This window comes from Pseudomonas chlororaphis (assembly GCF_001921865.1).
GTDB classification, from domain to species: domain Bacteria; phylum Pseudomonadota; class Gammaproteobacteria; order Pseudomonadales; family Pseudomonadaceae; genus Aquipseudomonas; species Aquipseudomonas chlororaphis_D.
This window is the reverse complement of record NZ_MSCT01000009.1, coordinates 125,831-151,235: the sequence shown is the minus strand read 5'-3', so window position 1 is coordinate 151,235 and position 25,405 is coordinate 125,831. Positions and strand designations below refer to the sequence as shown.

Sequence of the window (25,405 nt, the reverse complement as noted above, 5' to 3'; positions counted from 1 at the left end):
GCGCCCGGCCGCCGCGCCGGGCGCCGCCGCTCTCTTCCGTTCAGTCGCGCCTTACCACCGCGACACTCCTGCGAACGGGCTCGCCTGGCTCCCTCGGTTCAGGCGACTCCTTGGCGCCCTCCTCGGGCGCCTTTTTTGCTTTCGGCACCCGCGCCGACCTCACGATCGCCGAAGGCCCTGCGGGCCTTTGCACAGCCTCGCGGGCTCGGCAGCGGCTACAAGATCAGGGCCTGACAAAAAGACCGAGCCGAACGCCCTGTAGCCGCTGCCGCAGGCTGCGTACGACCCGCAGGGGCGCGACGATCTCACGACCGCCGAAGGCCCTGCGGACCTTTACGCAGCCTCGCAAGCTCGGCAGCGGCTACAAGAGTCCTGGCAAAAGATCGTGTCGAGCGCTCTGTAGCCGCTGCCGCAGGCTGCGTACGACCCGCAGGGGCGCGACGATCTCACGACCGCCGAAGGTCCTGCGGACCTTTACGCAGCCTCGCAAGCTCGGCAGCGGCTACAGGAGTCCTGGCAAAAGATCGGCCGGGCGCCCTGTAGCCGCTGCCGCAGGCTGCGTACGGGCGCGCAGCGCTCGCAAGGTTTCAGCCCCGCCCATGCTCCCACGGCAAACAATGCTATTTTTCGCCACTTGCGGCGCAGCCCTGCGCCGCGCGTCTACAGGGAATGTTTCGATGCCGACCGCCGTTCAGCCTTGCCCATTGCCCAGCCCGTCCAGCATCGCCAACCTGGCCGCCGGCGCGAGCTTTATCGACTGCCACCTGGCCCTGGCCCAGGACACCGAGCGCAGCGCCATGCGCCATCTGCTGCACCTGATGAGCCAGACCCCGGCCTGGATCGACCGCATGATGGGCTTGCGCAACCGCGTGGTGCAGCTGTTCGGCCTCAAGGATCTGGGGCACCTGACGCAGATAGACCTGACCCGGGCCGACGAGGATTACCGGCCGGGCGAGCGGGTCGGCATCTTCACCCTGATCTCCCAGAACCCCGACGAGGTGCTGGTGGCGGACCGCGACAAGCACCTGGACGTACACCTGTCCCTCAACCGCCTGCCGCTGACCGCCGAGGGCCGGCGCCCGGTGGTGCTGTCCACCGTGGTCCACCCGCACAACCTGCTGGGGCGTCTATACATGCTGCCGGTGGCGCCGTTCCACCGGCTTATCGCGCCGCTGACCCTGGCCAATATCAATCGTCTCTGAGCCCCCCAAGGACTGAGCCACGCAAGCACCGCGCTTCAACCCGACAGTCGGCCCCTCGCGGGCCGGCTAGCGGCTGGCGTCGTCGCTCGGCAAGGGGCGGTCGACCGTACTGCGGCTCTTGCCATCGACCTGGCGCACCCGCAGGGCGGCGACGTCCAGGCCGTCGATACAGCAGGCGTTCACACTAAGCATTTGTGGGTTGCTGCGGCGCCGGTGGTAGACATAGATGCCGCATACGCCGCAAAAGTAATGCTGGGCCACGCCGCTGTTCCAGCGGTACAGGCGCAACGCCTCCTCGCCGCGGACGATACGGAACTGCTCGCGCGGCACCGTCGCCATCAGCGCATTGCGCTTGCGGCATAACGAGCAATCGCAACGGACCAGCTCGTCGAGCGCGCCCTCGAACTCGAAGGCGACGGCTGCGCAGTGACACTCGCCGGTGTATTTCATCGGTTGTTCCATGGTCCGGACCTCGTCTTGTCGTGGCCCTGCGCACCAGGCAAGCCGCCGGCCGCTGCACCGAAAGAAGTCCGCCGGCTCGCCCGGCAGACCCGACTGTTGCCTATGACAACACGCCGACACCAAACGCTGCCACGCCGGCATTCGCGGCAGAAACGTTTCAGTGACGTTTTTCCTGCGGTGGGTGCCGCTTTCAACCTTGCCCCTTCGCTCACTCTCTACGATTCTGTAGGAACCCTCTCGGAGCGGCGTCAGACCGTCCCGGCCCACCAAGGAGCGCCCCATGAAGAGCGTCGCAGAACTGCTGAAACTCAAGGCCAAGCACAACCAGCAAGTGCACACCATCGCACCGCACCAGATGGTGCTCGAAGCGCTGATGCTGATGGCGGAAAAAAACGTCGGCGCCTTGCCGGTGATGGAAAACGGCGTGGTGGTCGGGGTCATCAGCGAGCGCGACTACGCACGCAAGCTGGTCCTGCACGGACGCTCATCGGTGGGCACGCCGGTCAGCGCGATCATGAGTTCGCCGGTGATCACCGTGGACTCGCACCAGAGCGTGGAAACCTGCATGGGCATCATGACCGACAGCCACCTGCGCCACCTGCCGGTGGTGGAGAACGGCCAGTTGCTGGGCCTGCTGTCGATCGGCGACCTGGTCAAGGAAGCCATCGCCGCGCAGGCCGACCTGATCCGCCAGCTGGAACAATACATCCGCGGCGAATGAGCCTTCTCCCTGGTAGCCGTCTTTAGACGGCTACAATTCCCCATACACCTATCTTCTGTAGGAGCGAAGCTTGCTCACGATCGACCGCATAGCGGTCGCAAAACCTATGCACGCGGTTTACCTGATATCGCGCATTGGCTGTCATAGCGCCGGCTTTGCCGGCTATCGCGAGCAATCGAGCGTCGACCGGCTGTTCCTACAGAAGCACACAGTGTGTAGTCAGTTACCTTTAACCCGCGGTGAAAAACTGTCGCCCATCGCGCTTGAGCAGATCCAGCAGCAACTGGGCCGCTGGCGACAGGTAGCCTTCGGCCCGGACCAGCACGACGATGCGCCGGCGCATGCAGGTTTGCGCCAGCGGCACTTCCCGCAGGTGGGCGATGCCCTTGAAGTCGTCCAGGGTTTCCCGGGCCAGGAAGCTCAGCAGGCCGGTCTTGGCGATCAGCCGCGGCAACAGGGAAATGGTGTTGGTCTCGATCTGCACCGAAGGCAGAGGCAATTGCTGGCTCTGGAACACGTTGTCGATCCAGCGCCGGGCCCAGACCCCGGTGCCCGGCAGCACCCAGCGGTAATTGCACAGGTCGCGCAGGCGCATCGGCGTGTCGAACACCGGGTGCTCGCGGCTGGCCACCACCACCGCCTGGTCCTCGAACAGGAGATGGTGCAGCAACTGCGGATCGCTCTCGGACAGCGGGCAGACCACCATGTCCAGGCGCCCGGAACGCAACGACTCGCGCAGCAGGTCGTCCTGGCCGATCACCAAATTCAGGGTGATGTCCGGCGCATGCTCGAGCAGGGTCGCGGTCATCTGCGGCAGCAAGTGCTCGGCCATGCTCGCCGCGCACCCCAGGCGGATATTGCCGAGCACGCCGCTGGCGAAGTCGCGCACCTCGCGATGGGTCTCGGCAATGTTCTGCTGCAACTGCCGGGCACGCTGCTGCAACAACTGGCCCACTGCGGTCAGCTTGATCCGCCGCCCCTCGCGCTCGAACAGCTTGGTGCCGAACGATTCCTCCAGGCGCTGGATGCTTTTGCTCAGTGCCGGCTGGCTGCGATTGAGCTTCTGCGCGGCGTGGCCGAGGTGGCCCAGCTCGGCGATGGTTTCGAAATACGTCAGGTCGCGCAGGTCCATGATCGATAAACCAGAGTTATTGATTGATCACAATTAGAAACTGGACCTGATCGATTGCGCTATCAATAATTTGCCTCGAAGCGCTGGTAACAACGGTCCCGCAACAGGAGCGGCCAGCGTGTCGGAGAATGCCCTTGCCCCGTCCCTTGCGTTTATCCCTGTCTGCCTGGCCCCTGCCTGTGCAATGGCTGGCGTTGCTGATCCTGGCCGGCGCCGCCGGGCAGTCGCTGAAGCATTTCGAAGTGCCCGCCGGGCAGTTTCTCGGGCCGATGCTGGTGGCCATCGGTTTTGGCGTCAGCGGCGCGCGCATTCGCGTGCCGCGCCAGGCGTTCCGCCTCGGCCAGGGCGCGGTCGGGGTGCTCGCCGCCCACTCCATGACCCTGGCCGTGCTGGTCTCGATGGCGCAGTCCTGGCACGTGATGCTGTTCGCCACCCTGCTCACCGTCTGCCTCAGCGCCCTGGTCGGGCTGGTGCTGGTGCGCCTCGGCGGCCTGTCGCCCAGCACCGCGGCCTGGGGCACCGCGCCGGGAGCGGCCTCGGCCATGGTCTCGATGGCCGACGATTTCGGCGCCGACGCGCGGGTGGTGGCCACCATGCAATACGTGCGCGTGGTCTGCGTGGTCATGATCGGCGCCCTGGCCAGCCACTGGATCGGCGCGCCAACCGGCGGCAACGCGACCCACGGCAGCGACGCCAGCCTGCAGGGCTTCACCCTGCTCAACCTCGGCCTGACCCTCGGCACCCTGGTATTCGGCGTGCTGCTCGGTTCGCGGGTGCCGGCCGGCGCACTGCTGGTGCCGCTGCTGGTCGGCGGCGCGCTGCAGATCTCCGGGCTGCTGCACATCACCTTGCCCGGCTGGCTGCTGGCCCTGGCCTACGGCGCCATCGGCTGCTACGTCGGCCTGCGCTTCGACCGCCCGACCGTACGCTACGTATGGGGCCGGCTGCCGGCGATGATTGGCGGCGCGGTGCTGCTGATTGCCCTCTGCGCGCTGTCGGCCTGGCTGCTGGCGCACTGGCTGGACAAGGATTTTCTCTCGGTCTACCTCGCCACCAGCCCCGGTGGCCTGGACTCGATGACGATCATCGCGGTGGACACCCACGCCGACGTCGGCCTGGTGCTGGCCATGCAGACCCTGCGGCTGTTCGCGGTGATCGTCAGCGGCGCGTTTTTCGCCCGGCTGATCATCAAGTGGGCCAGCTGAACCCCGGGACCGCGCGCCTTTAAATACTCTGAAATAGTAAATCCGAGCGCCATCGCCCCGTCCCCAGTCCACCGCCAAGCGCCTGAATACAGGACTCAAGCCACCGTCACAGCGCGCCCCGGACCGTTTCGCCAACGACCCGGGGCCCTGCTTTGCTCTCGAATAAGAAACGTCTTGCCGCCGGCTGTTGTTAACATGGCGCACATTTGCGTGACGATTTAATGACGAGCAGGTTTTTCGTGAAGTTCATCCGACGTGTTTTCCATCACCCCCTGGCCCCCCTCGGCGCCCTGCTGAGCCTGGTGCTGCTCGTGCCGCTGGTGGCGCGCACGCTGCTCGGCTGGTCCGACCCCCTGGGGTATCTCTCGGACCTGGGCACCGCGGGCCTGCTGACGGTATTGCTGTACCGCCGGCCCTGGTGGCTGGCCTTGCCGGTGCTACTGGCCTGGTGCCTGCTGAGCATCGCCAGCGCCGAGCTGGTCAGCGCCGTGGGCCGCCTGCCCAACGCCGCCGACCTGCATTACCTGTTCGACCCGCAGTTCGTCGGCAACTCCACCGGCGGCGGCCTGGCCCACCCCTGGCTGGCAGCGGCGCTGCTGATCGGCCTGGGCCTGTGGCTCAGCGTGCAATGGGCCACGCGCGGCACCCACGCCCCGCGCTTGCCGCGCCACGCCTGGAGCGCCCCCGCGCTGCTGTGGCTGGCCCATGGCGGCGTGCAGTACCTGAACCCCAGCGAAGCCGATCAATGGCGCCTGTTCAACCTGCCGCACCAGTTGCTCGCGGCCGCCGCCGGCCAGGGCCAGGTGCAGCTGGAACAATGGCTGGAGGGCGACGTGCCCGAGCTGCCGGTACAGATGGCCGGCCTGACCCAGCTCGACCTCGACGGCGAACCGCTGCTGGCCGCTCCCGGCCAGGCGCGCAACGTGCTGGTGATCGCCCTGGAAGGCATTCCCGGGGCCTATCTCAAGACCAACCGCGACGCCCTGCACAGCCGCTACCAGGACAACCTGATGCCCAGGCTCAGCGCCTGGGCCGAGCGCGGCATGAACACCCCGGACTACGTGCTGCACAGCCACCAGACCATCCGCGGCCTGTACGCCATGCTCTGCGGCGACTACGACAAACTCGACAACGGCACGCCCAAGGGCATCGAACTGCTGACCCAGGCCCAGCGCAACCAGGCCTGCCTGCCGGCCCAGCTGCGCAACCACGGTTTCGCCACCCATTACCTGCAAGGCGCCGGCCTGCGCTTCATGGCCAAAGACAAGATCATGCCGCACATCGGCTTCGACGCGACCCACGGCCTGGAATGGTTCGCCAACGCCAACTACCTGGACTTCCCCTGGGGCAAGGACGACAAGGCCTTCTTCGAAGGCGCGCTGGATTATGTCGGCCAGCTGAAAAAGCAGAAAAAGCCGTGGATGCTCACCCTGCTGACCGTCGGCACCCACCAGCCCTATTCCGCGCCCGAGGACTACCTGGAACGCTTCGACACGCCCAAGCAGGCCGCCGTGGCCTACCTGGACGACGCCATCGGCCCGTTCCTCGACGCACTGGAGCGCCAGGGCGTGCTCAAGGACACCCTGGTAATCGTCACTTCGGACGAGTCCCACGGTATCGACGGCGTGCGCCTGGCCTCGTCCTGGGGCTTCAACCTGCTGCTGGCCCCGGAGCAGGCACAGTTGCCGAAGATCAAGTCCGGGACCTACGGCCATGTCGACCTGAGCGCCTCGGTGCTCGACTACTTCGGCTTCCAGCCCCCGGAAAACCTCAGCGGCCGCTCGCTGCTGCGCGACTACCCGCTGGGCCGGGAAATCATGTCCTACACCAACGGCAAGCTGCGTTACCACGACGGCCAGGGCACCCTGACCGAATGCGACTTCCAGCAACGCTGCCGCTACTACGCGAGCCCCGGTTTCATCGCCGACAGCGCCACCTTCAAGGGCCAGTACGGCGGCTTGCGCGCGCGCCAGATCAGCGCCCGCGCCGAAGGACTGGACCGCACCCTGCTGCAATCGCCGCTGAACCTGCACTATCAGTTCGGCAGCCCGGCGATCATCCCGCTGCAAGCGCAGATCAAGGACGACTGGGCCGACAACTTGATCGGCGCGCAGTACCTGGAAATGCCCAAGGGCTCGCAGACCCGGGTGCGCTTCACCGTGCGCTCGGCCGACCCGCAGCAGAACGCCTACATCCTGCTCAAGGGCAAGGAGCGCGAGCAGGACGTGGCCCTGGGCCTGCCGGAAGAAATGCTGGTGACCCCCGACCAGCCCCTGGAAATGGACTTCAGCTTCGACAACCCGGAATCGCGCAAGGCCTTCTCCTTCCACCTGCTGGGCTACGGCCTGGGCGCGGTGGAAGTCAGCGACTTCAGCGTGATCACCGAATTGCCGGGGCAAGAGGAAGCCACCGAGGAACCCCAGGACGACAGCGCGCAGTCCTCCTGAGTCTTCCCCCGCACAACGCTGGACGGCCCACGGCCGTCCAGTTCCCCCCTTGTCGAAACGCCTCGCCAGGCCCAAGGTATGACCTCGCAGCGCTTCGCGGCGCTAACGCCCGAGCACGAGGACGCCGATGACCGACACCCTGGACTACTCCCTGCAACAGTTGCAGCAGTTGATGGCCGAGCGCCCGTTCATGGTCCTCACCGGCGCCGGCATCAGCACCCCTTCGGGGATTCCCGACTACCGCGACAACGACGGCGTGCGGCGCGGCCAGCAACCGATGATGTACCAGGAGTTCCTGGCCGACCCCAGGGCCCGGCGCCGCTACTGGGCGCGGGCGATGCTCGGTTGGCCGCGGATTCGCCAGGCCCGGCCGAACGCCGCCCATGAGGCCCTGGCGCAGTTACAGGCACGCCGGAAGATCGCCGGGGTGATCACCCAGAACGTCGACACCCTGCACGACCAGGCCGGCAGCCGCGACGTGATCGAACTGCACGGCAGCCTGCACCGGGTGGTCTGCCTGGACTGCGCGCAACACAGCGAACGCCAGGCGATCCAGCAGTTGCTGGAGCTGCACAACCCCTACCTGGCCGGCGTCGACGCTGCGCAAGCGCCCGATGGCGACACCCTGCTGGACCCGGCGTTCGAGGAACGTTTCCAGGTGCCGCGTTGCCCCCATTGCGCCGGCGAGCGGCTGAAACCGGACGTTGTGTTCTTCGGCGAGAACGTCGCCCAAGCCACCGCGGCCAAGGCCATGCACGGCATCCAGCAGGCCGCCGGCCTGCTGGTGGTGGGCTCGTCCCTGATGGCCTATTCGGCTTTTCGCCTGTGCAAGGCCGTGGTCGACCAGGGCAAGCCGCTGATCGCCATCAACGTCGGCAAGACCCGCGCCGACGAACTGCTGGACCTGAAGATCGCCGCCTCTTGCGAGCAGTTGCTACCGCTGCTGGCCGAGCGCCTGACGCCCTAAGGCCCAACCGATAACCGCTCGGCCAGACCGGCCCCACGCAAGATATCGAACAACGCCTGGGCCGCGCTCGACAGTTCGTGCCCGGGCTTGGTCAACACGCCGATGGCGCGCTCCACCACCGGGTCGCGCAGGGTGATGCAACGGGCGCCCAGCTCGCGCATCTGCCCGGCGCACAGGGCCGGCACCGCGCTCACGCCGAGGCCGCTGGCGACCATGCGCCCCACCGTCGCCAACTGATGGCTTTCGAATTCCACCGGCAGTTTCATGCTCCGCGCCCGCAGGTGTTCCTCGAGCATCACCCGCACCGTGGACGGTCGTTGCAGGGTGATGAAGGGCTGCTCCAGCAGCGATTGCCAGTCGATGTCCTTGAGCGCCGCCAACGGCGAGTCGCTGGGCACCACGGCGACGAAGCGGTCGATGTACAGCGGGGTGAATTGCAGCGAGGCACTTTGCTGCGGCTCGAAGGCCACCCCCAGCTCCACCTGGCGGTCGCGGACCATTTCCAGCACTTGCTCGTTGATCACGTCGTTGACCGTGACATTGACCTGCGGATAGCGCGCGCGAAAGGTCTTGAGGATCGGCGGCAGCAGGTTGCCGGCAAAGGACGGCATCGCCGCCAGGGTCACCCGCCCGCGTTGCAGGGTGAAGCGCTGCCGCAGTTCGTCCTCGGCGTTGTCCCAGTCGGCGACCAGGCGCCGCGCCAGGGGCACCAGGGCTTCGCCCTCCGGGGTCAGGGCGACGTTGCGCGTGTTGCGGCTGAACAGGCGCCCGCCCAGGCCGTCTTCCAGGGCCTTGATGGTCAGGCTCAGGGCCGACTGCGAGAGGTGCAGGCGCTCGCAGGCGACGGCGAAACTCAGGCTCTGGGCCACCGCCAGGAAGGCGCGGATCTGTTTGACGGTCATGGGGTGCCCTCGAAATAAACTGTTGAGTTTTATCTATCAATCAACCTTAAAAATCAACTTAACAAATGAATTCACCAGCGCAACACTGCTGCTCAAACGGCCCGTCAGCCGGCTGGCCAAGCAAATACCAAGAACAAGAGGATGTGCAGATGGCAGGTTTCGACAAGCGCGTAGCGTCCTACGAGGAAGCCCTCGAAGGCCTCAAGGACGGCATGACCGTGATCTCCGGCGGCTTCGGCCTGTGCGGCATCCCGGAGAACCTGATCGCCGAGATCAAGCGTCGCGGCACCCGCGACCTGACCGTGGTTTCCAACAACTGCGGGGTCGACGGTTTCGGCCTTGGCGTGCTGCTGGAAGACCGGCAGATCAGCAAGGTGGTGGCCTCCTACGTCGGCGAGAACGCCCTGTTCGAGAAGCAACTGCTGAGCGGCGAAATCGAAGTGGTGCTGACCCCCCAAGGCACCCTGGCCGAGAAAATGCGCGCGGGCGGCGCCGGCATCCCGGCCTTCTTCACCGCCACCGGCGTCGGCACCCCGGTCGCCGACGGCAAGGAAACCCGCGAATTCAACGGCCGCGCCTACCTGATGGAAGAGTCCATCACCGGCGACTTCGCCATCGTCAAAGGCTGGAAGGCCGACCACTTCGGCAACGTGGTCTACCGCCACACCGCGCAGAACTTCAACCCGCTGGCGGCCACCGCCGGCAAGATCACCGTGGTCGAGGTCGAGGAGATCGTCGAACCGGGCGAACTGGACCCGACACAGATCCACACCCCGGGCATCTACGTCGACCGGATCATTTGCGGCACGTTCGAAAAACGCATCGAACAGCGCACCGTGCGCAAGTAATCGCCCGCCCAACGACTGACGGAGAATAAAAAATGGCTCTTACCCGCGAACAAATGGCCCAACGCGTCGCCCGCGAACTGCAGGACGGCTTTTATGTGAACCTCGGCATCGGCATCCCGACCCTGGTGGCCAACTACATCCCCGACGGCATGGAAGTGATGCTGCAATCGGAAAACGGCCTGCTCGGCATGGGCGCCTTCCCCACCGACGACGAAGTCGACGCCGACATGATCAACGCCGGCAAACAGACGGTCACCGCGCGCATCGGCGCGTCGATCTTCTCGTCCGCCGAATCCTTCGCGATGATCCGCGGCGGCCATATCGACCTCACCGTGCTCGGCGCCTTCGAGGTCGACGTGCAGGGCAACATCGCCTCCTGGATGATCCCCGGCAAGCTGGTCAAGGGCATGGGCGGCGCCATGGACCTGGTGGCCGGCGCGGACAACATCATCGTCACCATGACCCACGCCTCGAAAGACGGTGAGTCGAAACTGCTGAGCCGCTGCAGCCTGCCGCTGACTGGCGCCAACTGCATCAAGCGGGTGCTGACCGACCTCGCCTACCTGGAGATCGAGAACGGCGCGTTCATCCTCAAGGAGCGCGCCCCCGGGGTCAGCGTCGAGGAAATCGTCAGCAAGACCGCCGGCAAGCTGATCGTGCCGGCCCACGTACCTGAAATGCAGTTCGCCTGAGGAGCAACCAGACCATGCAAGACGTCGTAATCGTTGCCGCCACCCGCACCGCGGTCGGCAGTTTCCAGGGTTCGCTGGCGAACGTTTCCGCGGTCGACCTCGGCGCCGCGGTCATCCGCCAACTGCTGGCCCAGACCGGCCTGGACGCTGCCCAAGTCGATGAAGTGATCATGGGCCAGGTGCTCACCGCCGGCGCCGGGCAGAACCCCGCCCGCCAGGCCGCGATCAAGGCCGGCCTGCCCCACGCCGTGCCCGCCATGACCCTGAACAAGGTCTGCGGCTCGGGCCTCAAGGCCCTGCACCTGGCCGCCCAGGCCATCCGCTGCGGCGATGCCGAGGTGATCATCGCCGGCGGCCAGGAAAACATGAGCCTGGCCAACTACGTGCTGCCCGGCGCCCGCACCGGCCTGCGCATGGGCCACAGCCAGATCGTCGACACCATGATCAGCGACGGCCTGTGGGATGCGTTCAACGACTACCACATGGGCATCACCGCCGAGAACCTGGTGGACAAATACGCCATCAGCCGCGAAGCCCAGGACGCCTTTGCCGCCGCCTCGCAGCAAAAGGCCGTGGCTGCCATCGAAGGCGGACGTTTCGTCGACGAGATCACCCCGATCCTGATTCCCCAGCGCAAGGGCGAACCCGTGGCCTTCGCCACCGACGAGCAGCCGCGCGCCGGCACCACCGCCGAATCCCTGGGCAAGCTCAAGCCGGCCTTCAAGAAAGACGGCACAGTCACCGCCGGCAACGCCTCGTCGCTGAACGACGGTGCCGCCGCGGTGATCCTCATGAGCGCCGAAAAAGCCCGCGCCCTGGGTCTGCCGGTGCTGGCGAAAATCGCCGCCTACGCCAACGCCGGGGTCGATCCGGCGATCATGGGCATCGGCCCCGTGTCGGCCACCCGCCGCTGCCTGGACAAGGCCGGCTGGTCGCTGGACCAATTGGACCTGATCGAAGCCAACGAAGCCTTCGCCGCCCAGGCGCTGTCGGTGGGCAAGGAGCTGGGTTGGGACGCGAGCAAGGTCAACGTCAACGGCGGCGCCATCGCCATCGGCCACCCGATCGGCGCCTCGGGCTGCCGGGTGCTGGTGACCCTGCTGCACGAAATGCTCAAGCGCGACGCCAAGAAAGGCCTCGCCACCCTGTGCATCGGCGGCGGGCAAGGCGTGGCCCTGGCCATCGAACGCTAAGCCGCCACCGCGCTCCACGGCTGGCCCTCGGACCCACGATATCCGGCGGCCGGCCGGCAACACACCCAGCGCACTTCCCTGTGCGCCGGGTGCCTTTCGCGACCTGACCGATGGCCCACGAAGGCCGCTGGCAGCGCGCTATCCGTCAGCTACATTCAACTCATACGGCTGGCGACAGGCTGTTTTCCCCACCCCTTCCGCCCACTGACTCACGGCTGAAACAGCCGCGCTCAGTGCCAAGACTGCTGCCTGCCCCATATGACTCAACGTCTGGTTCTCGACCCGGTTTTTCCTCAAAACCGGCCCCCCAGTCACGGGAGGCAGCATGAAATTTCCAGAGGTCATCGAGGTGCTCGCCAACCTGGCGACCGCGACAACCATCGTGGTTCTGTACCTCAGCATCACGCAACTGAACCAGGCGAACGAAGACGCCCAACTGGCGAACTCGATCAAGGTCCTCGACCAGGGCATGCAGGTCGAACAGGACTACCAAACCGGCAAGATCCAGGCACGCCAGGTCTTGTCCTTCTACTACCAGGTGTACCTCTATCAGCAGAATGAACGCCTGCTCGCCGAACCCTTCCAGGCCCTCAACCTGTCCCTGTGCCGTTTCGTCCTCGACGACCCGCGAGCCCGCGAGTTCTGGCAGAACGCGCCCAAGCAGTACTACACCCAATCCTTCGTGGCCTTTATCGACCGCATGGCGAGGAGCAAAAAATGCGCCTGATCAACTGCCTGTTCCTGGTCTTGCTGACGGGGCTGGCCAGCCTCCAGGCGACTGCCGGCCCGTCCTTCAACTCGGACCGCGAAGCCCTGGCCAAAGGCTCGGACCTGGCCGGCGCCGAGCTGCATCGAGGCTTCCAGGCCTTCCACGAAATGCTGATGTACCTCGAACTGGGCGAGACGGACAATGCCAACAAATCCAAGGCGCTGGCGTTGCAACACTTCAACGAATCCGTCGTGCTGTTCAAGAAGGTCAGCGCAGAAGCGCCTGAGCAGAAGATCGTCTACCAGCCCAGTACGAACGAGGAAAAAGACGTCATCGGCGCCTTCCAGGGCCGCCTGAAGGAGCTGGGCCTGGCCGAACCCGCCACCGAGAAACAGCTGGCCGAACTGGCGGTCACGGCGATTACCCGGCATATCCAGGTCCTGGAAAAATCCAGCTTCAAGAGGTCCAAGGCCGACTACCCCGTCTTGCGCAAGGCCCTGCGCTCCCAAGCCCTGCTGCTCGACCTGGGCATCCTGACCTCGATTGTCTGGACCCTGTCGGTGGACCAGCCAAGCACCTGATGAACTGACCGAGGCTTGAGACCAGCCCCGAGTAAAACGCCGTGGCCACTGTCAGCCGCGCTGCAACCGCCGCTCCAGCGCCGCCGCCAGCACCGCGGCTTCCTGTTTCAAGGACGCGCAGAAGGCCTCGACGAAAATCGACGAAGGCCGGTAGTCGGGGCGGATCAGCATCACCCGGTATGGCACCGACAACTGCAACGGGCGGATCGCCAGGCCGCGGCCCGCCTCTTCCATGGCGCTCAGCGGGTTGATGATCGCCACTCCCAACTGCTGGCGCACCATGGCGCACACCGAGGCGGCGTTGGTGGTTTCGATGACGACGCGACGGTCGATGTCGGCCTGGCGGAAGTGCTCGTCGAGGGTCTGCCGATAGATGTCCAGGCCCGACAGGTTGATGAAATCCACCCCGCGAAAATCCTCGCTGTGCAGCAGCGGCTTGGCCAGCAACGGATGCCCCTCCGGCAGGATGCACACCATGTCGGCGCAGAACAGCAGCTCGCCCTGGGTGCCCCGCGGCAGGTGCTCGCTTTCGGTCAGGCCGAGGTCATGGCGCTGGGCGCTCAGGGACTCTTCCAGCAGCGGCGACTCCTGGGCGGTGATGCTCAGGCCGATGCCGGCGTGGCGCTGCTGAAAGTGCTTGCACACCCTTGGCAGCAGGGTCTGGGAGAACAGCGGCAGGCAAGTCAGGCTCAACTGGCCGTGCTCGAAACGGCGGATCGACTGCGCCACGCTGTTGATCCGCTCCAGGCCGACGTAGGCGCGCTCCACCTCTTCGAGCAGCAGCATGGCCTGGGCGGTCGGCAGCAGGCGGCCGCCTTCGCGGTCGAACAGGCGCAGCCCGGACAGGCTCTCCAGCCGCGCCAGCTCGCGGCTGACCGTGGGTTGCGAGGTGAACAGCAGGCGTGCCGCGCCGGTGACGCTGCCGGCCTGCATGATGGCGCGAAATACCTCGATATGCCGCAGGGAAAGCTCCACGGGTGTGCTCCATGATCTGGACAAAGTCATATCAAAACTGAATCGATCCACAAAGAATAGATATTTTATTGAATGAATCGCCCTCGGCATCATGCAGGCCTCTTTCCCGCCCACAGACGACTGCCATGGCCATTCCCTTTTCCCCCGAGCAACTGACCGCCGCCGCCCGCCAGTACGGCACCCCGCTGTGGTGCTACGACGCGCGGACCATCAAGGTCCGCATCCAGCAACTAAAGGCCTTCGACACCGTCCGCTATGCGCAGAAAGCCTGCTCCAACCTGCAAGTGCTGCGCCTGATCCGCGAAGCCGGGGTGCAGGTGGACGCGGTGTCCCTGGGGGAAATCGAGCGGGCCCTGCTGGCCGGGTTCAGCCCGGCGGGCTCGCCGGCCGGGATCGTCTTCACCTGCGACCTGTTCGACACCGCGACCCTGGACCGGGTGGTCGAGTTGAACATCGAGGTCAACGCCGGCTCCATCGACATGCTGCGCCAGCTCGGCGAAAAGTCCCCGGGGCACCGCGTGTGGCTGCGCATCAACCCGGGCTTCGGCCACGGCCATAGCCGCAAGACCAACACCGGCGGCGAAAACAGCAAGCACGGCATCTGGCACGAGCAGATCGGCGAAGCGCTGGCGGTGATCCGTCAGTACGGCCTGAAGCTGGTGGGCCTGCACATGCACATCGGCTCCGGCGTGGACTACGGTCACCTGGAACAGGTCGGCGCGGCCATGGTCGCGGCGGTCAAGTCCCTGGACCACGACATCGAGGCCTTCTCCATCGGCGGCGGGCTGTCCACCCCGTACCGCGCTGGCGACGAGCCGGTGGACGTGCGCCGCTACGCCAACGCCTGGCGCCAGGCCCGCGAGGAAATCGAAGCCTGGCTCGGCCACGGCGTGCGCATGGAAATCGAACCCGGGCGCTTCCTGGTGGCCGAGGCCGGCTGCCTGGTCAGCGAAGTGCGGGTGGTGAAAGACGCCGGCCACCATCACTTCGTGCTGGCCGACACCGGCTTCAACGACCTGATGCGCCCGGCCATGTACGGCGCCTACCACGCCATGAGCCTGATCGACGCCAACGGCCAGGCAGTGCAGCGCGCAGCCCGGCCGACCGTGGTCGGCGGCCCGCTGTGCGAGTCCGGCGATATCTTCACCCAGGACGACGAAAGCCTGACCCCGCAGTTGCTGCCCCAGGCCCGGGTCGGCGATCTGCTGGTGATCCACGACACCGGCGCCTACGGGGCCAGCATGTCCTCCAACTACAACAGCCGGCCGCTGCTGCCGGAGGTGCTGTTCGAGGACGGCCAGGTGAGACTGATCCGTCGCCGCCAGGCGCTGGAGGATCTGTTGGGGCTGGAAACGGGGTTGTAAGGCCTGGCGTCACGGCGCCCGCCCGGGCCGCTCGGCCCGGGCGAACGGCGCTTCAGCGCTGGCCCTGGCTCAGGTCCGACAGGCGCCCGGACAGCGCCTGCATGGCGGCGCTGACCTTGTCCAGCGCCTGGGCATCCCGGGCGTTGTCCTCGCTGATGCCGTGGATACGCACCGCCAGTTCGTTGATCTCCTGGGTCACATGGCTCTGCTGCTGCGCCGCCACGGCGATCTGCTGGGCCCGCTGGGAGATGTCGTCGAAGCTGGTCACCGTGCTCGACAGCGCCTCCGAGGCGCCGGAAGCTTCGCCCACGGCCTCGCGGGTCCGCGCCTCGCCGGCCTGGATCGCTTGCACCGCCTGGCGCGAGGCCTGCTGCAGGTCGTTGATCATGCCGCTGATTTCGTTGGCCGAGGTCTGGGTCCGTCCCGCCAGGGTCCGCACCTCGTCCGCTACCACGGCGAAGCCACGCCCCTGCTCGCCGGCCCGGGCCGCTTCGATGGCCGCGTTCAGCGCCAGCAGGTTGGTCTGCTCGGAGATGGCCTTGATCACATCCAGCACCGCGCCGACTTGTTGGCTGTCCTGCTCCAGACGCTGGATCACCGCAGTCGCCTCGGCCATTTCCGCAGACAGCTGCTGGATCGACTGACTGTTGGCGCTGACCCGCTGTTGCCCGTCTTGCACCACCACCAGCGACTGGCGCGCGGTGTCGGCGCAGTTGTTGGTGTTCTGCGCGACCTCCAGGGCACTGGAGGACATCTCGGTGATGGCCGTGGCCAGCTGGGTATTTTCCTGGCGCTGCTGCTCGGCCCGCCGGGCCAGGGTGCTGCTCAATTCGCCCAGGTGCCCGGCTTCGCTCTGCAACTGGCGGGCTTCGCTGGCGATCTTCTGCAGCATCTGCCGCAGTTGCCCGGCATAGCGGTTGACCGCGCCGCGCAAGGCACCGATCTCGTCGGCGCGGGCTACCTGCAGCTCGGCGTTGTCGCTGGCCTGGCCGCGCCCCAGGGCGTCGATCTGCTGGGTGGTTTCCTCCAGTTGGGCAATCAATTTGTGCCCGCCCAGCCAGGCAAAGAACAGCAGCAAGGCCAGCAACGGCAGGAGGAACAGCAGGATCTCGGCGGTCATGGCCCGGGCCAGGCCGGTGACCTTCTGCTCCGGGGTCACCAGGCCGATGGTCCAGCCGCTGCCCGGCATGGAGAACAGGCTGACCCGCACCGCCTCGCGCAACCGGCCGTCCTCGGCCAGGTCCACGCTGCGCACCTGGCCGGGGGCCGCCGCCGTGGCCAACGCCGCGGCCACTGGACGCAACCAGGGTTGTTGCTGGCTCAAGGCCTCGAAGCCGAGCATCTGCGCCCCGCCGCCCGCCTGGGCATCGGGGAAATACAGGACGTTGCCGGCCTGGTCCAGGGCGAAGGCATAACCGCCGGTGACCGAACCTTGTTCCTTGAGAAAACGCGCCAGGTCATCCAGGCGCAGGTCGATGGTGGCGACCCCGGCAAAAGCGCCGCCCTGGCGATAGGGCACGCTGCAGGTGGTCATCGGCACGTGAGTCACCGGGTCCTGATAAGCCTCGGACCACAGGCAACGCCCCGCCGCGCTGCTGCGCGCGCCGGTGTACCAGGCCTCATGGTGATAACCCGAACCGCCAGCGGCGTTGTAGTCGTCGGAAAACGCCAAGGGGCCGGCATCGCTGCGGGCCCAGAAGAAACTGCGGCGCTCGACCCCGGGCGCGAAGGCGTTCGGTTCCGGCCAGATCCCGCCGCCGGCAATCGCCTTGTCCCCTTCGTGGTCGATCACCTTGGGCAAGGTGGCCATGACCAGTTCCGGGTCCTTGGGCAGCCCCTCCACCAGATGCGCCATGCTGGCGGTCACGCCTTCGATCCCCGCCAATTGCAGCGCCAGCTGGCGGACGATGGCGCTGCCAGTCTGCTCGATCAGCGCCGAGCTCTCCTGCACCACCCGGGGTTGCCCACGCAGGGTCATCACCGCGAATACCGCCAACGCCGTGAACAGCAGCAACAGCACGCTGCCGAGAGTCAAACGATGAGACAGACGAACCGGTAGCAGGACCATGACGTACTCCGTATCGATGGGCGTTTAGGATTTATCGACCACCGCTACGGAACACTTGAGGGGGGCGTAGTGCCATTCGCCGGTTCTTTTCGGCCAGGCCAGCCGCTCAGTCCTGTTTGCCGCTCATGTACAGGTCGAAATTCTCGACGTAGTCGGTGAGATTCTCTTCCAGCATCAGGCGGAACTCGCCGACGAAGTAGTCCAGGGCCTGCTGCTTGTTCGCCGCCAGTTCCGCGGCGTCGCGGCAACCGCAGGCACTGACCCAGGCGGCGAAACGCGAGTTGGCGTACATCAGCGAGGCGCTGGCCTTGCCGCGGCTGCTGTCGCCGATATGGGCGTTGGCCAGTTCGATGATGGCGTCGGCGCGGTTGTAGAAATCCTGATCTGCTTCGTCGGCCACGGTGGGTCCTCCAGAAAGTGAGCGTGAACAAAGCCGGCGAGTATAAAAGCCTTGCGCCCAAGCTTCGACGGCTTTTGCCGCCGTCCTCAGCCCGGCCAGTGCCGCGCCAGCACCGGAACCACCTGCGGATGCTGGTCGATACGCTCCAGCGTTGCGCAGAACCCGGGGCGCCAGCGCCGCAGATACTCGCGCGCGCCGCCCCAGCGCGACACCACCGCAGCCTGGACATCCAGGGCCGCCAAGGGCGAACCGCTGGGGTACAACCGCGCCGCGAACTGATCGGCGAACACCTCCCAACTGCGGTGCAGGCGCTCCTGGGCCGCGTCCCGTACTCGCGCCTTCAGCCCTTCATCGGCGCCCTGCAACCAACGCTCCGGGTAATCGATCACGCTGATCGCCGCGTAGCAGTTGGCGGCGATATACACCAGCCCGCGAATGGCCTGCGCCCGCTCGCCTTCATCCGCGGGCAGCAGCTCGCCGCGCGGATGGCGCAGGCCGAGTTCGATCAGGATCGCCGCGCTCTCGGTGAGTACGCTGGCGTCCGGCAGTTGCAGGGTCGGGATCTGTTTCAGCGGGTTGAGTCGCTCCAGCTCATCGACCCCGGGCGACGGCTCCCAAGGCGAGGCGTCGACAAGGCGGTACGCCACCTGGCATCGTTCGAGGGCGATCTCGACGATGGCCGAGCCGGAGCCCTGGGTTCCGTAGAGGGTGTACATGGCAAACCTCCTGATTCAGCGTCAGCGCCGCGCGCCCAGTGTAGAAGATACTGCCCCCCGCACCGCCCCTGTAGCCGCTGGCGCAGCCTGCGCAGCAGCCGCCAAACCAGACAACGCCCCCTCAGAAAGCCCCTGCGCCACCCGCCACGGCTACACCGGCTTCGCTTGCGGCACCGCGAACACTGCGTTGGCCCTGGCCACCACGCGCTCGCCGACCTGCAGGGTCACGGTGGCGAAGGCCATCTGCCGGCCACACTTGGAATGTTCCAGGCGCACGTCGATCCATTCGCCGACCTGCACCGCGCCGAGGTAATCCAGGTGCATGCTGGCGGTGATCAGCGCCAGCGGCGGGTCGCTGGCAAACGCCATGGCGTAGCCCATGCCGACATCGGCCAGGGTCGCGATGATGCCGCCGTGCACCGTGCCGCGCCCGTTGGCGTGGCAGCGGTCGGCGCGCAGGCCGATCTCCAGTTGCAAGCCGTCGCCACGGCAATACACCGGGCCGATCAGCTCCAGCAAGGGGCTGCTGCGGGCGAGCAGGACGTAGCCTTCGGGCACTGGAAAATCAGTCATGGCGATACCTTGCTTGTATGATGGCGGCCGCAGGACGCGATGGACTCAAGGTGTAGTCCACAATCCAGCCCGCGGCTATCCAGATCAGCGCGGCAAATCGGCCGCGATAAGCGGCACCACGCCCCTGCCATTCAGAAGGACCGAGGCACCATGCAAACCATCCGCGCCAAATCCGTGTGCGTCTTTCGCCAGGGCCAGCAAATCCTGCTTGCCGAAGGTTTCGACCCGGGCAAGAACGAGCATTACCTGATGCCCGTCGGCGGCGGCATCGACTTTGGCGAGACCTCTGCCGCCGCGGCCAGGCGCGAAGTGCTGGAAGAAATCGGCGCGCACATCCATGGCATCGAACGGCTGGGCGTGCTGGAAAACCTGTTCGTGTTCGACGGAACGCCCGGCCATGAAATTGTCTTTATCCATGAAGCGCAGTTTGTCGACCCGCGCTTCTATGCCGCGAGCGAACTCGAGGGCGTGGAAACCAACGGCCAGCGCTTTGCCGTGCGCTGGGTCAGCCTGCAACAGATCCGCGACCAGCGCCTCAAGGTCTACCCGCACGGCCTGCTCGACCTGCTCTGACACCGCGACACCTATTGCCTGCCCCTCTCAAGGAGAAACCATGCATCGCCAGGACCGCAAAACCCTTCGCCCAGGCCCCCTTGCCTGCCTCCTGCTCAGCAGCCTGCTGGCCGCCTGTTCGCCCGGCGACCGCTCGTCTTCGGTGGCGGTCGGCGGCGCCCAGGGCAAGGCCGGGGCGCAACTGGCCTACGAACATGAGCTGACCCTGTCGCTGCCCTCGGCGCAGATCGCCGACCGCCTGGCCGCCACCCGCGAAGCCTGCGAAAGCGCCCGGTTCGGCGCCTGCAATATCCTGCGCCTGCAACAGGGCCAGTACCGCGCCCAGGCGATCCTGCGGATCGTTCCCGGCGGCGTCGAACCGATCGTCGGCCTGGCCGCCCAGGGCGCCGAAATCGGCGAGCGCATCACCAGCGCCGAAGACCTGGCCGACGCGGTGGCCGACGTGCAGCGCCAGCAGGAACGGCTCAAGGCCCAGCAGCAGCGCCTCGACCAGTTGGCGGCGCGCAAGGACATCACCGTCAGCGACCTGATTGTCCTCAGCAAGGAACAGGCGAGCATCGAAAACGACCTGCAGGCCCTGGCCCAGACCGCCGCCGGCCAGCAGCGCCGGCTCGACACCAATCGCCTGACCCTGAATTTCGTCCCCACCGACAGCAGCCAGCGCGGCTCGAAGCTGCAACGGGCCTTCGACAACCTGCTGGACAACCTCGCCTACGGCACCGCCGAGGCCCTGGAGAAAGGCAGCTACGTGTTGCCGTTCCTGATCCTGGCATTCCCGCTGGTGATGATCTGGGTCTGGCTGTGGCGCCGGTTCGTGCGCCGTCGCTGAGGCAACGCAGCCTCGCCTGACGACAAAGCCCGGCGTCGTGCCGGGCTATTTTTATCGCGAGCAAGCCCGTTCCTACAAAGGGCCGCGGCGGCGACTTCACGCCCTGCCCCCCCCTGTAGGAGCGAGCTGGCTCGCGATCCGCGCAGCGGCCCGACACCTGAAACCCTCGCCCAAACCCTCTATTGCGCGGCTTCACGCCGCTATCATTGGCATCGATGGTCACCATCGACCCAATGAAATTCTCAAAAAAAAACCGCCGCGTAACATCTGCTCCATACCCAACAAACAACACCCCCGGAGCACACCATCATGAAACGCCAGATCCTTCTCAGCATCGCTTTCTCGGTTCTTGCAGCCAACGCTTTCGCCGCCTCGTCGGCCCACCCGGTCGTCGCCGAAGGCGGTTCGGATCGCCTGATTGAAAAACGTGTGGCCGAAGGCGGTTCCGATCGCCTGATCGAACGCCGCGTTGCCGAAGGTGGCTCCGACCGTCTGATCGAACGCCGCGTTGCCGAAGGCGGTTCCGATCGTCTGATCGAACGCCGCGTTGCCGAAGGCGGTTCCGATCGTCTGATCGAACGCCGCGTTGCCGAAGGCGGTTCCGATCGTCTGATCGAACGCCGCGTTGCCGAAGGTGGTTCCGATCGCCTGATCGAACGTCGCGTGGCAGAAGGTGGCTCCGATCGCCTGATCGAACGCCGCGTTGCCGAAGGTGGTTCCGACCGTCTGATCGAACGTCGCACCGCATGATCGCTCGATCCGCGGTACTCGAAAAAAAGCCCGGCCTTATCAGCCGGGCTTTTTTCATTTGGGCGTGAGGCGCGTCGCGCCCGCCAGGTTTATCGCGAGCAAGCTCGCTCCTACAAGCGATCCGCGCAGCGGCCAGGCGCTGCCTAGCGCGCCATGCACCGCTGGTAACGCTCGTCCACCCGTTTGGCGAACCAGGCGGTGGTCAGTTTACGGGTGATCTTCGGGCTCTTCAGCTCGATCCCTGGCAGGATCTGACGCGGCAAGGCCTTGCCCTGAGCCTGCTCGGCCAGGGCGAATACCCGCTTGTAGAGCTTGGTGTCGTCGAATTCGAGGCTGTTGCCCTGCTCCAGTTGATCGCGAATGGTCGGGTTGCGCATGTCCAGGGACTTGCCCAGGGCGCGCACCGCCAGCTCGGTGCTGCCGGGCATGATCGAGCCGTAGCGGATCAGGTCGCCGTCCAGTGCCAGGGAAATCCCCGAAGCCACGCTCAAGGCATTCTGGAACGCCGCGTTGCGGCTGGCGTACCAACCGGCGTTGAAGTCGGCGAAGCGGTACAGCGGCTGTGGGTAATGCACCGGGTAACCGAGCAGGTGGGCGATGCCGAAATACATCCCGCCGCGCCGGCTGAACACCTCGCGGCGGATCGAACCGTCCACGGTGTACGGATAGTTGCGCGTCTGCTGCTCGGCAAACGCGATGCTGACCTGCATCGGCCCGCCGGTATGCACCGGGTTGAACCCGCCGAACAGGGTCTTGCCCATGGGCACCGAGCCGATGAAGTCGTCGAAGATCGCGCTCAGTTCCTTCTCGGTGCGCGCCGCCGCCAGGCGTTCGCTGTAGGACTTGCCGTTCGGCGAACGCACCTGCAAGGCGGCGCTGACCAGCAGCGACGGCACATGCACCTTGGCCGCGCGGCGGTCGATTTCGCCGCGGGCGATCTTGCCCAGGCCCGGCACCGGCGGGTCGACCTGGTAGGTCGACTCCTGCTCGGCCACCGCCAGTACCGCGCACAGGTTGCTCTTGCTCGGCTCGATGCCCTGGGCGGTAAAGGCCACCTGGATATCCCGGGCCCAGCCCTGGCGGTCGGCGACCTTGGCCGGCAGCAGGCGCACCACCTGGGCCTGGACCTGGGCCGGGCTCGGCGCGGGCGCCTGCGAACCGCTCTGGCTGGCGCAACCGGCCAGGGCCAGCAAGGCCACGACGCCGGCCCAGCGAAGTGAATGCAGAACGTTGATAAGCCTGGCTCCCGAAAAATACAAAAAAAGCAGCATAACGCCGCGGATATCGACCCCCGCGCCAGCGCGCTGTTCCCTGCCGGGCGACAGGCCATTTGAGCATTCCCCGTGAAGCCCGGCGAATTTCACCTAATCTGAACCCACATCGCCCCAGAAAAGAACCCGGAGGGCCTCCATGAGCGTGCAACTCGACCACACCATCGTCTGGTGCCGCGACAAGCGCCGGTCGGCGGATTTTCTCGTGCAACTGCTCGGCCTGCCACCACCCGTGCCCTTTGGCCCGATGCTGGTGGTACGGCTGGCCAACGACGTGTCCCTGGACTATTACGACAACGAACCGCCCATCGCCTCCCAGCACTATGCTTTCAGGCTCGGTGCGCAGGAGTTCGAGCCGGTGTTGCAGCGCATTCGCCAGCGCGGCCTGGCGTTCTGGGCCGACCCGGGCAAGCAGTTGCCGAACGCAATCAATCGCCATGAAGGCGGGCGCCGGGTGTATTTTGACGACCCCGACGGCCACCTGCTGGAAGTGTTCAGCCAGACCTGAGATCCCCTTCGCCTGCCCTGGAGTATCGCGCGCCATGCTTTCACTGGACTTTCTCGTCACCTCGCTGATCGTCGTGCTGATTCCCGGCAGTGGCGTGATCCTGACCATTTCCACTGCCCTGGTGGCCGGCAAGCGCGCCAGCCTGTTCACCGCCATCGGCTGCACCGCGGGCATCGTCCCGCACCTGCTGGCCTCGGTGCTGGGCCTGTCGGCGTTGCTGCACACCAGCGCGCTGGCCTTCCAGGGCTTGAAGTTTGCTGGGGTCGCCTACCTCCTGTACCTGGCGTACGCCACCTGGCGCGACCGCTCGGCCTTCGCCGTGGACGCCAGCGTGCCCGCCACCAGCAACGGCGGCCTGGTGCTCAAGGCTTGCCTGCTGAACATCCTGAATCCGAAGCTGACGATCTTTTTCCTGGCCTTCCTGCCGCAGTTCATCCAGCACGATGGCGCCTCGCCGGCGGTGCAAATGCTTGGCCTGAGCGGCGTATTCATGGCCATGACCTTCGCCGTGTTCGTGCTCTACGGCTTGCTGGCGAACCTGTTCCGCCAGGCGGTGATCGAATCGCCCCGGGTGCAGAACTGGCTGCGCCGCAGCTTTGCCGCCAGTTTCGCCGCCCTGGGCCTGAACCTGGCGTTCAGCCAACGCTGAGAGGCTGTACGCGACACCGGCATGACATTGATCCCTAGACGAGGGCAAGGACATGAACCGCAGCGACGTACTGATCATCGGCGCCGGCCCCACCGGCCTGGTCCTGGCACTGTGGTTGAGCCGCCAGGGGGTCAAGGTCCGCGTCATCGACCAGACCGCCGGCCCGGGCACCACCTCCCGGGCCCTGGCGGTGCAGGCCCGGACCCTTGAGCTGTACCGCCAGCTGGACCTGACCCAGGCCATCCTCGACCAGGGCCACCGGGTGCCGGCCGCCAACCTGTGGGTCAAGGGCGAGCAGGCGGCCCACCTGCCGCTGAGCGATATCGGCGCCGACCTGACGCCCTACCCCTTCCTGGAGATCTACCCGCAAGACCTGCACGAACAATTGCTGATCGAACGCCTCGCACGCTTCGGCGTGACAGTCGAGCGCCGCACCGAACTGCTGAACTTCACCGACCACGGCCACCTGGTCAGCGCCCAGCTGCGCGGCGCCGACGGCCAGGAGGAAACCTGCCAGGCCTTCTACCTGGCCGGCTGCGACGGCGCCCGCTCGACGGTGCGCAAGGCCCTGGGCATCGAGTTTCCCGGCGGCACCTACCAGCAGGTGTTCTATGTGGCGGACGTCGACGCCCAGGGCCCGGCGCTCGACGGCGAGCTGCATGTCGACCTCGACGAGGCGGACTTCCTCGCGGTCTTTCCCCTGGCCGGCGAAGGCCGGGCACGGTTGATCGGCACGGTGCGCGACGAACGTGCCGACCAGGCCGAGACCCTCAAGTTCGAGGACGTCAGCCGGCGGGCCATGGACAACCTCAAGGTCCAGGTCGAGCGGGTCAACTGGTTCTCCACCTACCGCGTGCACCATCGCGTGGCCCCGCACTTCGGCAGCGGCCGCGCCTTCCTGCTCGGCGACGCAGCCCATGTGCACAGCCCGGCCGGCGGCCAGGGCATGAACACCGGGATCGGCGACGCCATCAACCTGGCCTGGAAACTCGCCGCGGTGCTCGCCGGCCAGGCCGAGGAACATCTATTGGCGACCTACGAGTTCGAACGCATCGAATTCGCCCGACGCCTGGTGGCCACCACCGACCGGGTGTTCAGCTTCGTCACCGCCGACGGGCCGCTCGCCAACCTGCTGCGCACGCGCCTGGCGCCGCTGCTGATTCCCAAGGTGACCGCGCTGGAAGCGGCGCGCGAGTTCCTGTTCCGCACGGTGTCGCAGATCACCCTCAATTACCGCGACATGCCCTTGAGCGTCGGCAGCGCCGGCCATGTGCACGGCGGCGACCGCCTGCCCTGGGCCCATGGCGCGGTCACCGACAACTTCGCCAGCCTCGACCACGTGGGCTGGCAGGTGCATGTGTATGGCGTCACCAGCGACGCCCTGCGCGCCTGGTGCGCCGAGCGCCAGCTGCCGCTGACGGTGTTCGACTGGGAACCGGCGCACCAGGCCGCTGGCCTGGCGCGCAACGGCTTCTACCTGCTGCGGCCGGACACCTACGTGGCGCTGGCCGAGCGCTCGGCAGACCCGAAAGTGCTGGAGCGGTATTTCGAGGCGCGTGGGATCACGCTGTGAGGGCGACAGGGATTCTGTGACGTCAGGGATGACGCTATCGCGGGCAAGCCTCGCTCCTACAGAAGAAACACCAGACATCTGTAGGAGCGAGGCTT

Annotated in this window: 25 protein-coding genes and 2 pseudogenes; 17 read left to right on the top strand and 10 right to left on the bottom strand. The window is 66.3% G+C overall.

Going from position 1 to position 25,405, the window contains the following annotated elements; genetic code table 11:
* Window positions 1–677: 677 nt before the first annotated feature.
* Window positions 678–1,202: a DUF2867 domain-containing protein gene (locus BTN82_RS10725; RefSeq protein ID WP_075119095.1), complete on the top strand. Its 525-nt coding sequence runs from the start codon at window positions 678–680 to the stop codon at window positions 1,200–1,202.
* A gap of 66 nt (window positions 1,203–1,268) precedes the next feature.
* Here the strand turns inward: BTN82_RS10725 and BTN82_RS10720 are convergent, their stop codons facing one another.
* On the bottom strand, window positions 1,269–1,664 hold the full coding sequence (locus BTN82_RS10720) for a GFA family protein (RefSeq protein ID WP_222610209.1): 396 nt from the start codon (window positions 1,662–1,664) through the stop codon (window positions 1,269–1,271).
* A 280-nt stretch (window positions 1,665–1,944) separates the two neighbouring features.
* Here BTN82_RS10720 and BTN82_RS10715 point away from each other — a divergent pair, with 280 nt between their 5' ends.
* Complete coding sequence (locus BTN82_RS10715) at window positions 1,945–2,385, top strand: CBS domain-containing protein (RefSeq protein WP_075119093.1); 441 nt, start codon at window positions 1,945–1,947, stop codon at window positions 2,383–2,385.
* A gap of 229 nt (window positions 2,386–2,614) precedes the next feature.
* On the opposite strand, the gene BTN82_RS10710 is transcribed toward BTN82_RS10715, so the two are convergent.
* Window positions 2,615–3,517: a LysR family transcriptional regulator gene (locus BTN82_RS10710; protein WP_075119092.1), complete on the bottom strand. Its 903-nt coding sequence runs from the start codon at window positions 3,515–3,517 to the stop codon at window positions 2,615–2,617.
* Between the two features lie 128 nt (window positions 3,518–3,645).
* Here BTN82_RS10710 and BTN82_RS10705 point away from each other — a divergent pair, with 128 nt between their 5' ends.
* The 3 genes from BTN82_RS10705 to BTN82_RS10695 all read left to right on the top strand — a co-directional run bounded on the left by BTN82_RS10705 (window position 3,646) and on the right by BTN82_RS10695 (window position 8,136).
* Window positions 3,646–4,722, top strand: coding sequence for an AbrB family transcriptional regulator (locus tag BTN82_RS10705; RefSeq protein ID WP_075119091.1), 1,077 nt, complete (start codon window positions 3,646–3,648; stop codon window positions 4,720–4,722).
* A 221-nt stretch (window positions 4,723–4,943) separates the two neighbouring features.
* Window positions 4,944–7,169, top strand: a complete 2,226-nt coding sequence (locus tag BTN82_RS10700) for an LTA synthase family protein (protein WP_075119090.1) — start codon at window positions 4,944–4,946, stop codon at window positions 7,167–7,169.
* A 127-nt stretch (window positions 7,170–7,296) separates the two neighbouring features.
* Complete coding sequence (locus BTN82_RS10695) at window positions 7,297–8,136, top strand: NAD-dependent protein deacetylase (RefSeq protein ID WP_075119089.1); 840 nt, start codon at window positions 7,297–7,299, stop codon at window positions 8,134–8,136.
* On the opposite strand, the gene BTN82_RS10690 is transcribed toward BTN82_RS10695, so the two are convergent.
* Window positions 8,133–9,038 carry a LysR family transcriptional regulator gene (locus BTN82_RS10690; RefSeq protein ID WP_075119088.1) on the bottom strand — a complete coding sequence of 302 codons (906 nt, stop codon included), beginning with the start codon at window positions 9,036–9,038 and terminating at the stop codon, window positions 8,133–8,135. The two genes, BTN82_RS10695 and BTN82_RS10690, sit on opposite strands and share 4 nt — an antisense overlap.
* Before the next feature lie 149 nt (window positions 9,039–9,187).
* On the opposite strand from BTN82_RS10690, the gene BTN82_RS10685 reads away from it, so the two are divergent.
* The 5 genes from BTN82_RS10685 (at window position 9,188) to BTN82_RS10665 (ending at window position 13,061) form a co-directional block, all read left to right on the top strand.
* Entirely contained in the window at window positions 9,188–9,886 is a 699-nt protein-coding gene (locus tag BTN82_RS10685) for a CoA transferase subunit A (protein WP_007920583.1), read from the top strand.
* Between the two features lie 32 nt (window positions 9,887–9,918).
* Window positions 9,919–10,578 (top strand): CoA transferase subunit B, encoded by a 660-nt coding sequence (locus BTN82_RS10680; RefSeq protein ID WP_007920581.1) that lies wholly within the window; start codon window positions 9,919–9,921, stop codon window positions 10,576–10,578.
* A gap of 14 nt (window positions 10,579–10,592) precedes the next feature.
* On the top strand, window positions 10,593–11,771 hold the full coding sequence (locus tag BTN82_RS10675) for an acetyl-CoA C-acetyltransferase (RefSeq protein ID WP_075119087.1): 1,179 nt from the start codon (window positions 10,593–10,595) through the stop codon (window positions 11,769–11,771).
* A gap of 325 nt (window positions 11,772–12,096) precedes the next feature.
* Entirely contained in the window at window positions 12,097–12,498 is a 402-nt protein-coding gene (locus tag BTN82_RS10670; RefSeq protein ID WP_075119086.1) for a hypothetical protein, read from the top strand.
* Complete coding sequence (locus BTN82_RS10665) at window positions 12,489–13,061, top strand: hypothetical protein (protein WP_075119085.1); 573 nt, start codon at window positions 12,489–12,491, stop codon at window positions 13,059–13,061. The genes BTN82_RS10670 and BTN82_RS10665 overlap by 10 nt, the downstream gene beginning before the upstream one ends.
* A 51-nt stretch (window positions 13,062–13,112) precedes the next feature.
* On the opposite strand, the gene BTN82_RS10660 is transcribed toward BTN82_RS10665, so the two are convergent.
* A complete protein-coding gene (locus BTN82_RS10660) occupies window positions 13,113–14,036 on the bottom strand; it encodes a LysR family transcriptional regulator (protein WP_075119084.1) in 924 nt (307 codons plus the stop codon).
* Window positions 14,037–14,161: 125 nt separating this feature from the next.
* Between BTN82_RS10660 and lysA the strand changes: the two genes are divergently transcribed.
* Window positions 14,162–15,400 carry a diaminopimelate decarboxylase gene (gene lysA, locus BTN82_RS10655; protein ID WP_075119083.1) on the top strand — a complete coding sequence of 413 codons (1,239 nt, stop codon included), beginning with the start codon at window positions 14,162–14,164 and terminating at the stop codon, window positions 15,398–15,400.
* 52 nt (window positions 15,401–15,452) lie between these two features.
* On the opposite strand, the pseudogene BTN82_RS31835 reads toward lysA, so the two are convergent.
* From BTN82_RS31835 to BTN82_RS10635, 5 genes and pseudogenes are all read right to left on the bottom strand, one after another.
* Window positions 15,453–15,986: pseudogene (locus tag BTN82_RS31835) on the bottom strand (methyl-accepting chemotaxis protein); the annotation flags it as partial.
* A 588-nt stretch (window positions 15,987–16,574) separates the two neighbouring features.
* Window positions 16,575–17,210, bottom strand: a pseudogene (locus BTN82_RS31830) (cache domain-containing protein); the annotation flags it as partial.
* Between the two features lie 364 nt (window positions 17,211–17,574).
* Window positions 17,575–17,868, bottom strand: coding sequence for a DUF3144 domain-containing protein (locus BTN82_RS10645; RefSeq protein WP_075119081.1), 294 nt, complete (start codon window positions 17,866–17,868; stop codon window positions 17,575–17,577).
* An 86-nt stretch (window positions 17,869–17,954) separates the two neighbouring features.
* Complete coding sequence (locus BTN82_RS10640) at window positions 17,955–18,584, bottom strand: glutathione S-transferase family protein (protein ID WP_075119080.1); 630 nt, start codon at window positions 18,582–18,584, stop codon at window positions 17,955–17,957.
* Between the two features lie 150 nt (window positions 18,585–18,734).
* Window positions 18,735–19,157: a PaaI family thioesterase gene (locus tag BTN82_RS10635; protein WP_075119079.1), complete on the bottom strand. Its 423-nt coding sequence runs from the start codon at window positions 19,155–19,157 to the stop codon at window positions 18,735–18,737.
* A 150-nt stretch (window positions 19,158–19,307) separates the two neighbouring features.
* On the opposite strand from BTN82_RS10635, the gene BTN82_RS10630 reads away from it, so the two are divergent.
* From BTN82_RS10630 to BTN82_RS10620, 3 genes are all read left to right on the top strand, one after another.
* The gene (locus BTN82_RS10630) at window positions 19,308–19,730 is read left to right on the top strand and encodes an NUDIX hydrolase (protein WP_075119078.1); all 423 of its coding nucleotides are present in this window, start codon (window positions 19,308–19,310) and stop codon (window positions 19,728–19,730) included.
* A gap of 40 nt (window positions 19,731–19,770) precedes the next feature.
* A complete protein-coding gene (locus BTN82_RS10625) occupies window positions 19,771–20,559 on the top strand; it encodes a DUF4349 domain-containing protein (protein WP_075119077.1) in 789 nt (262 codons plus the stop codon).
* 309 nt (window positions 20,560–20,868) lie between these two features.
* A complete protein-coding gene (locus BTN82_RS10620) occupies window positions 20,869–21,309 on the top strand; it encodes a phage infection protein (RefSeq protein ID WP_075119076.1) in 441 nt (146 codons plus the stop codon).
* Between the two features lie 143 nt (window positions 21,310–21,452).
* Here the strand turns inward: BTN82_RS10620 and BTN82_RS10615 are convergent, their stop codons facing one another.
* Complete coding sequence (locus tag BTN82_RS10615; protein ID WP_261792949.1) at window positions 21,453–22,580, bottom strand: DUF1615 domain-containing protein; 1,128 nt, start codon at window positions 22,578–22,580, stop codon at window positions 21,453–21,455.
* 139 nt (window positions 22,581–22,719) lie between these two features.
* On the opposite strand from BTN82_RS10615, the gene BTN82_RS10610 reads away from it, so the two are divergent.
* From BTN82_RS10610 to BTN82_RS10600, 3 genes are read left to right on the top strand one after another with little or no spacing between them, the layout of a single operon-like run.
* On the top strand, window positions 22,720–23,088 hold the full coding sequence (locus tag BTN82_RS10610; RefSeq protein ID WP_075119075.1) for a VOC family protein: 369 nt from the start codon (window positions 22,720–22,722) through the stop codon (window positions 23,086–23,088).
* Between the two features lie 34 nt (window positions 23,089–23,122).
* Window positions 23,123–23,737 carry a LysE family translocator gene (locus BTN82_RS10605; RefSeq protein WP_075119074.1) on the top strand — a complete coding sequence of 205 codons (615 nt, stop codon included), beginning with the start codon at window positions 23,123–23,125 and terminating at the stop codon, window positions 23,735–23,737.
* Between the two features lie 52 nt (window positions 23,738–23,789).
* A complete protein-coding gene (locus BTN82_RS10600; protein ID WP_075119073.1) occupies window positions 23,790–25,310 on the top strand; it encodes an FAD-dependent oxidoreductase in 1,521 nt (506 codons plus the stop codon).
* Window positions 25,311–25,405: the final 95 nt, after the last annotated feature.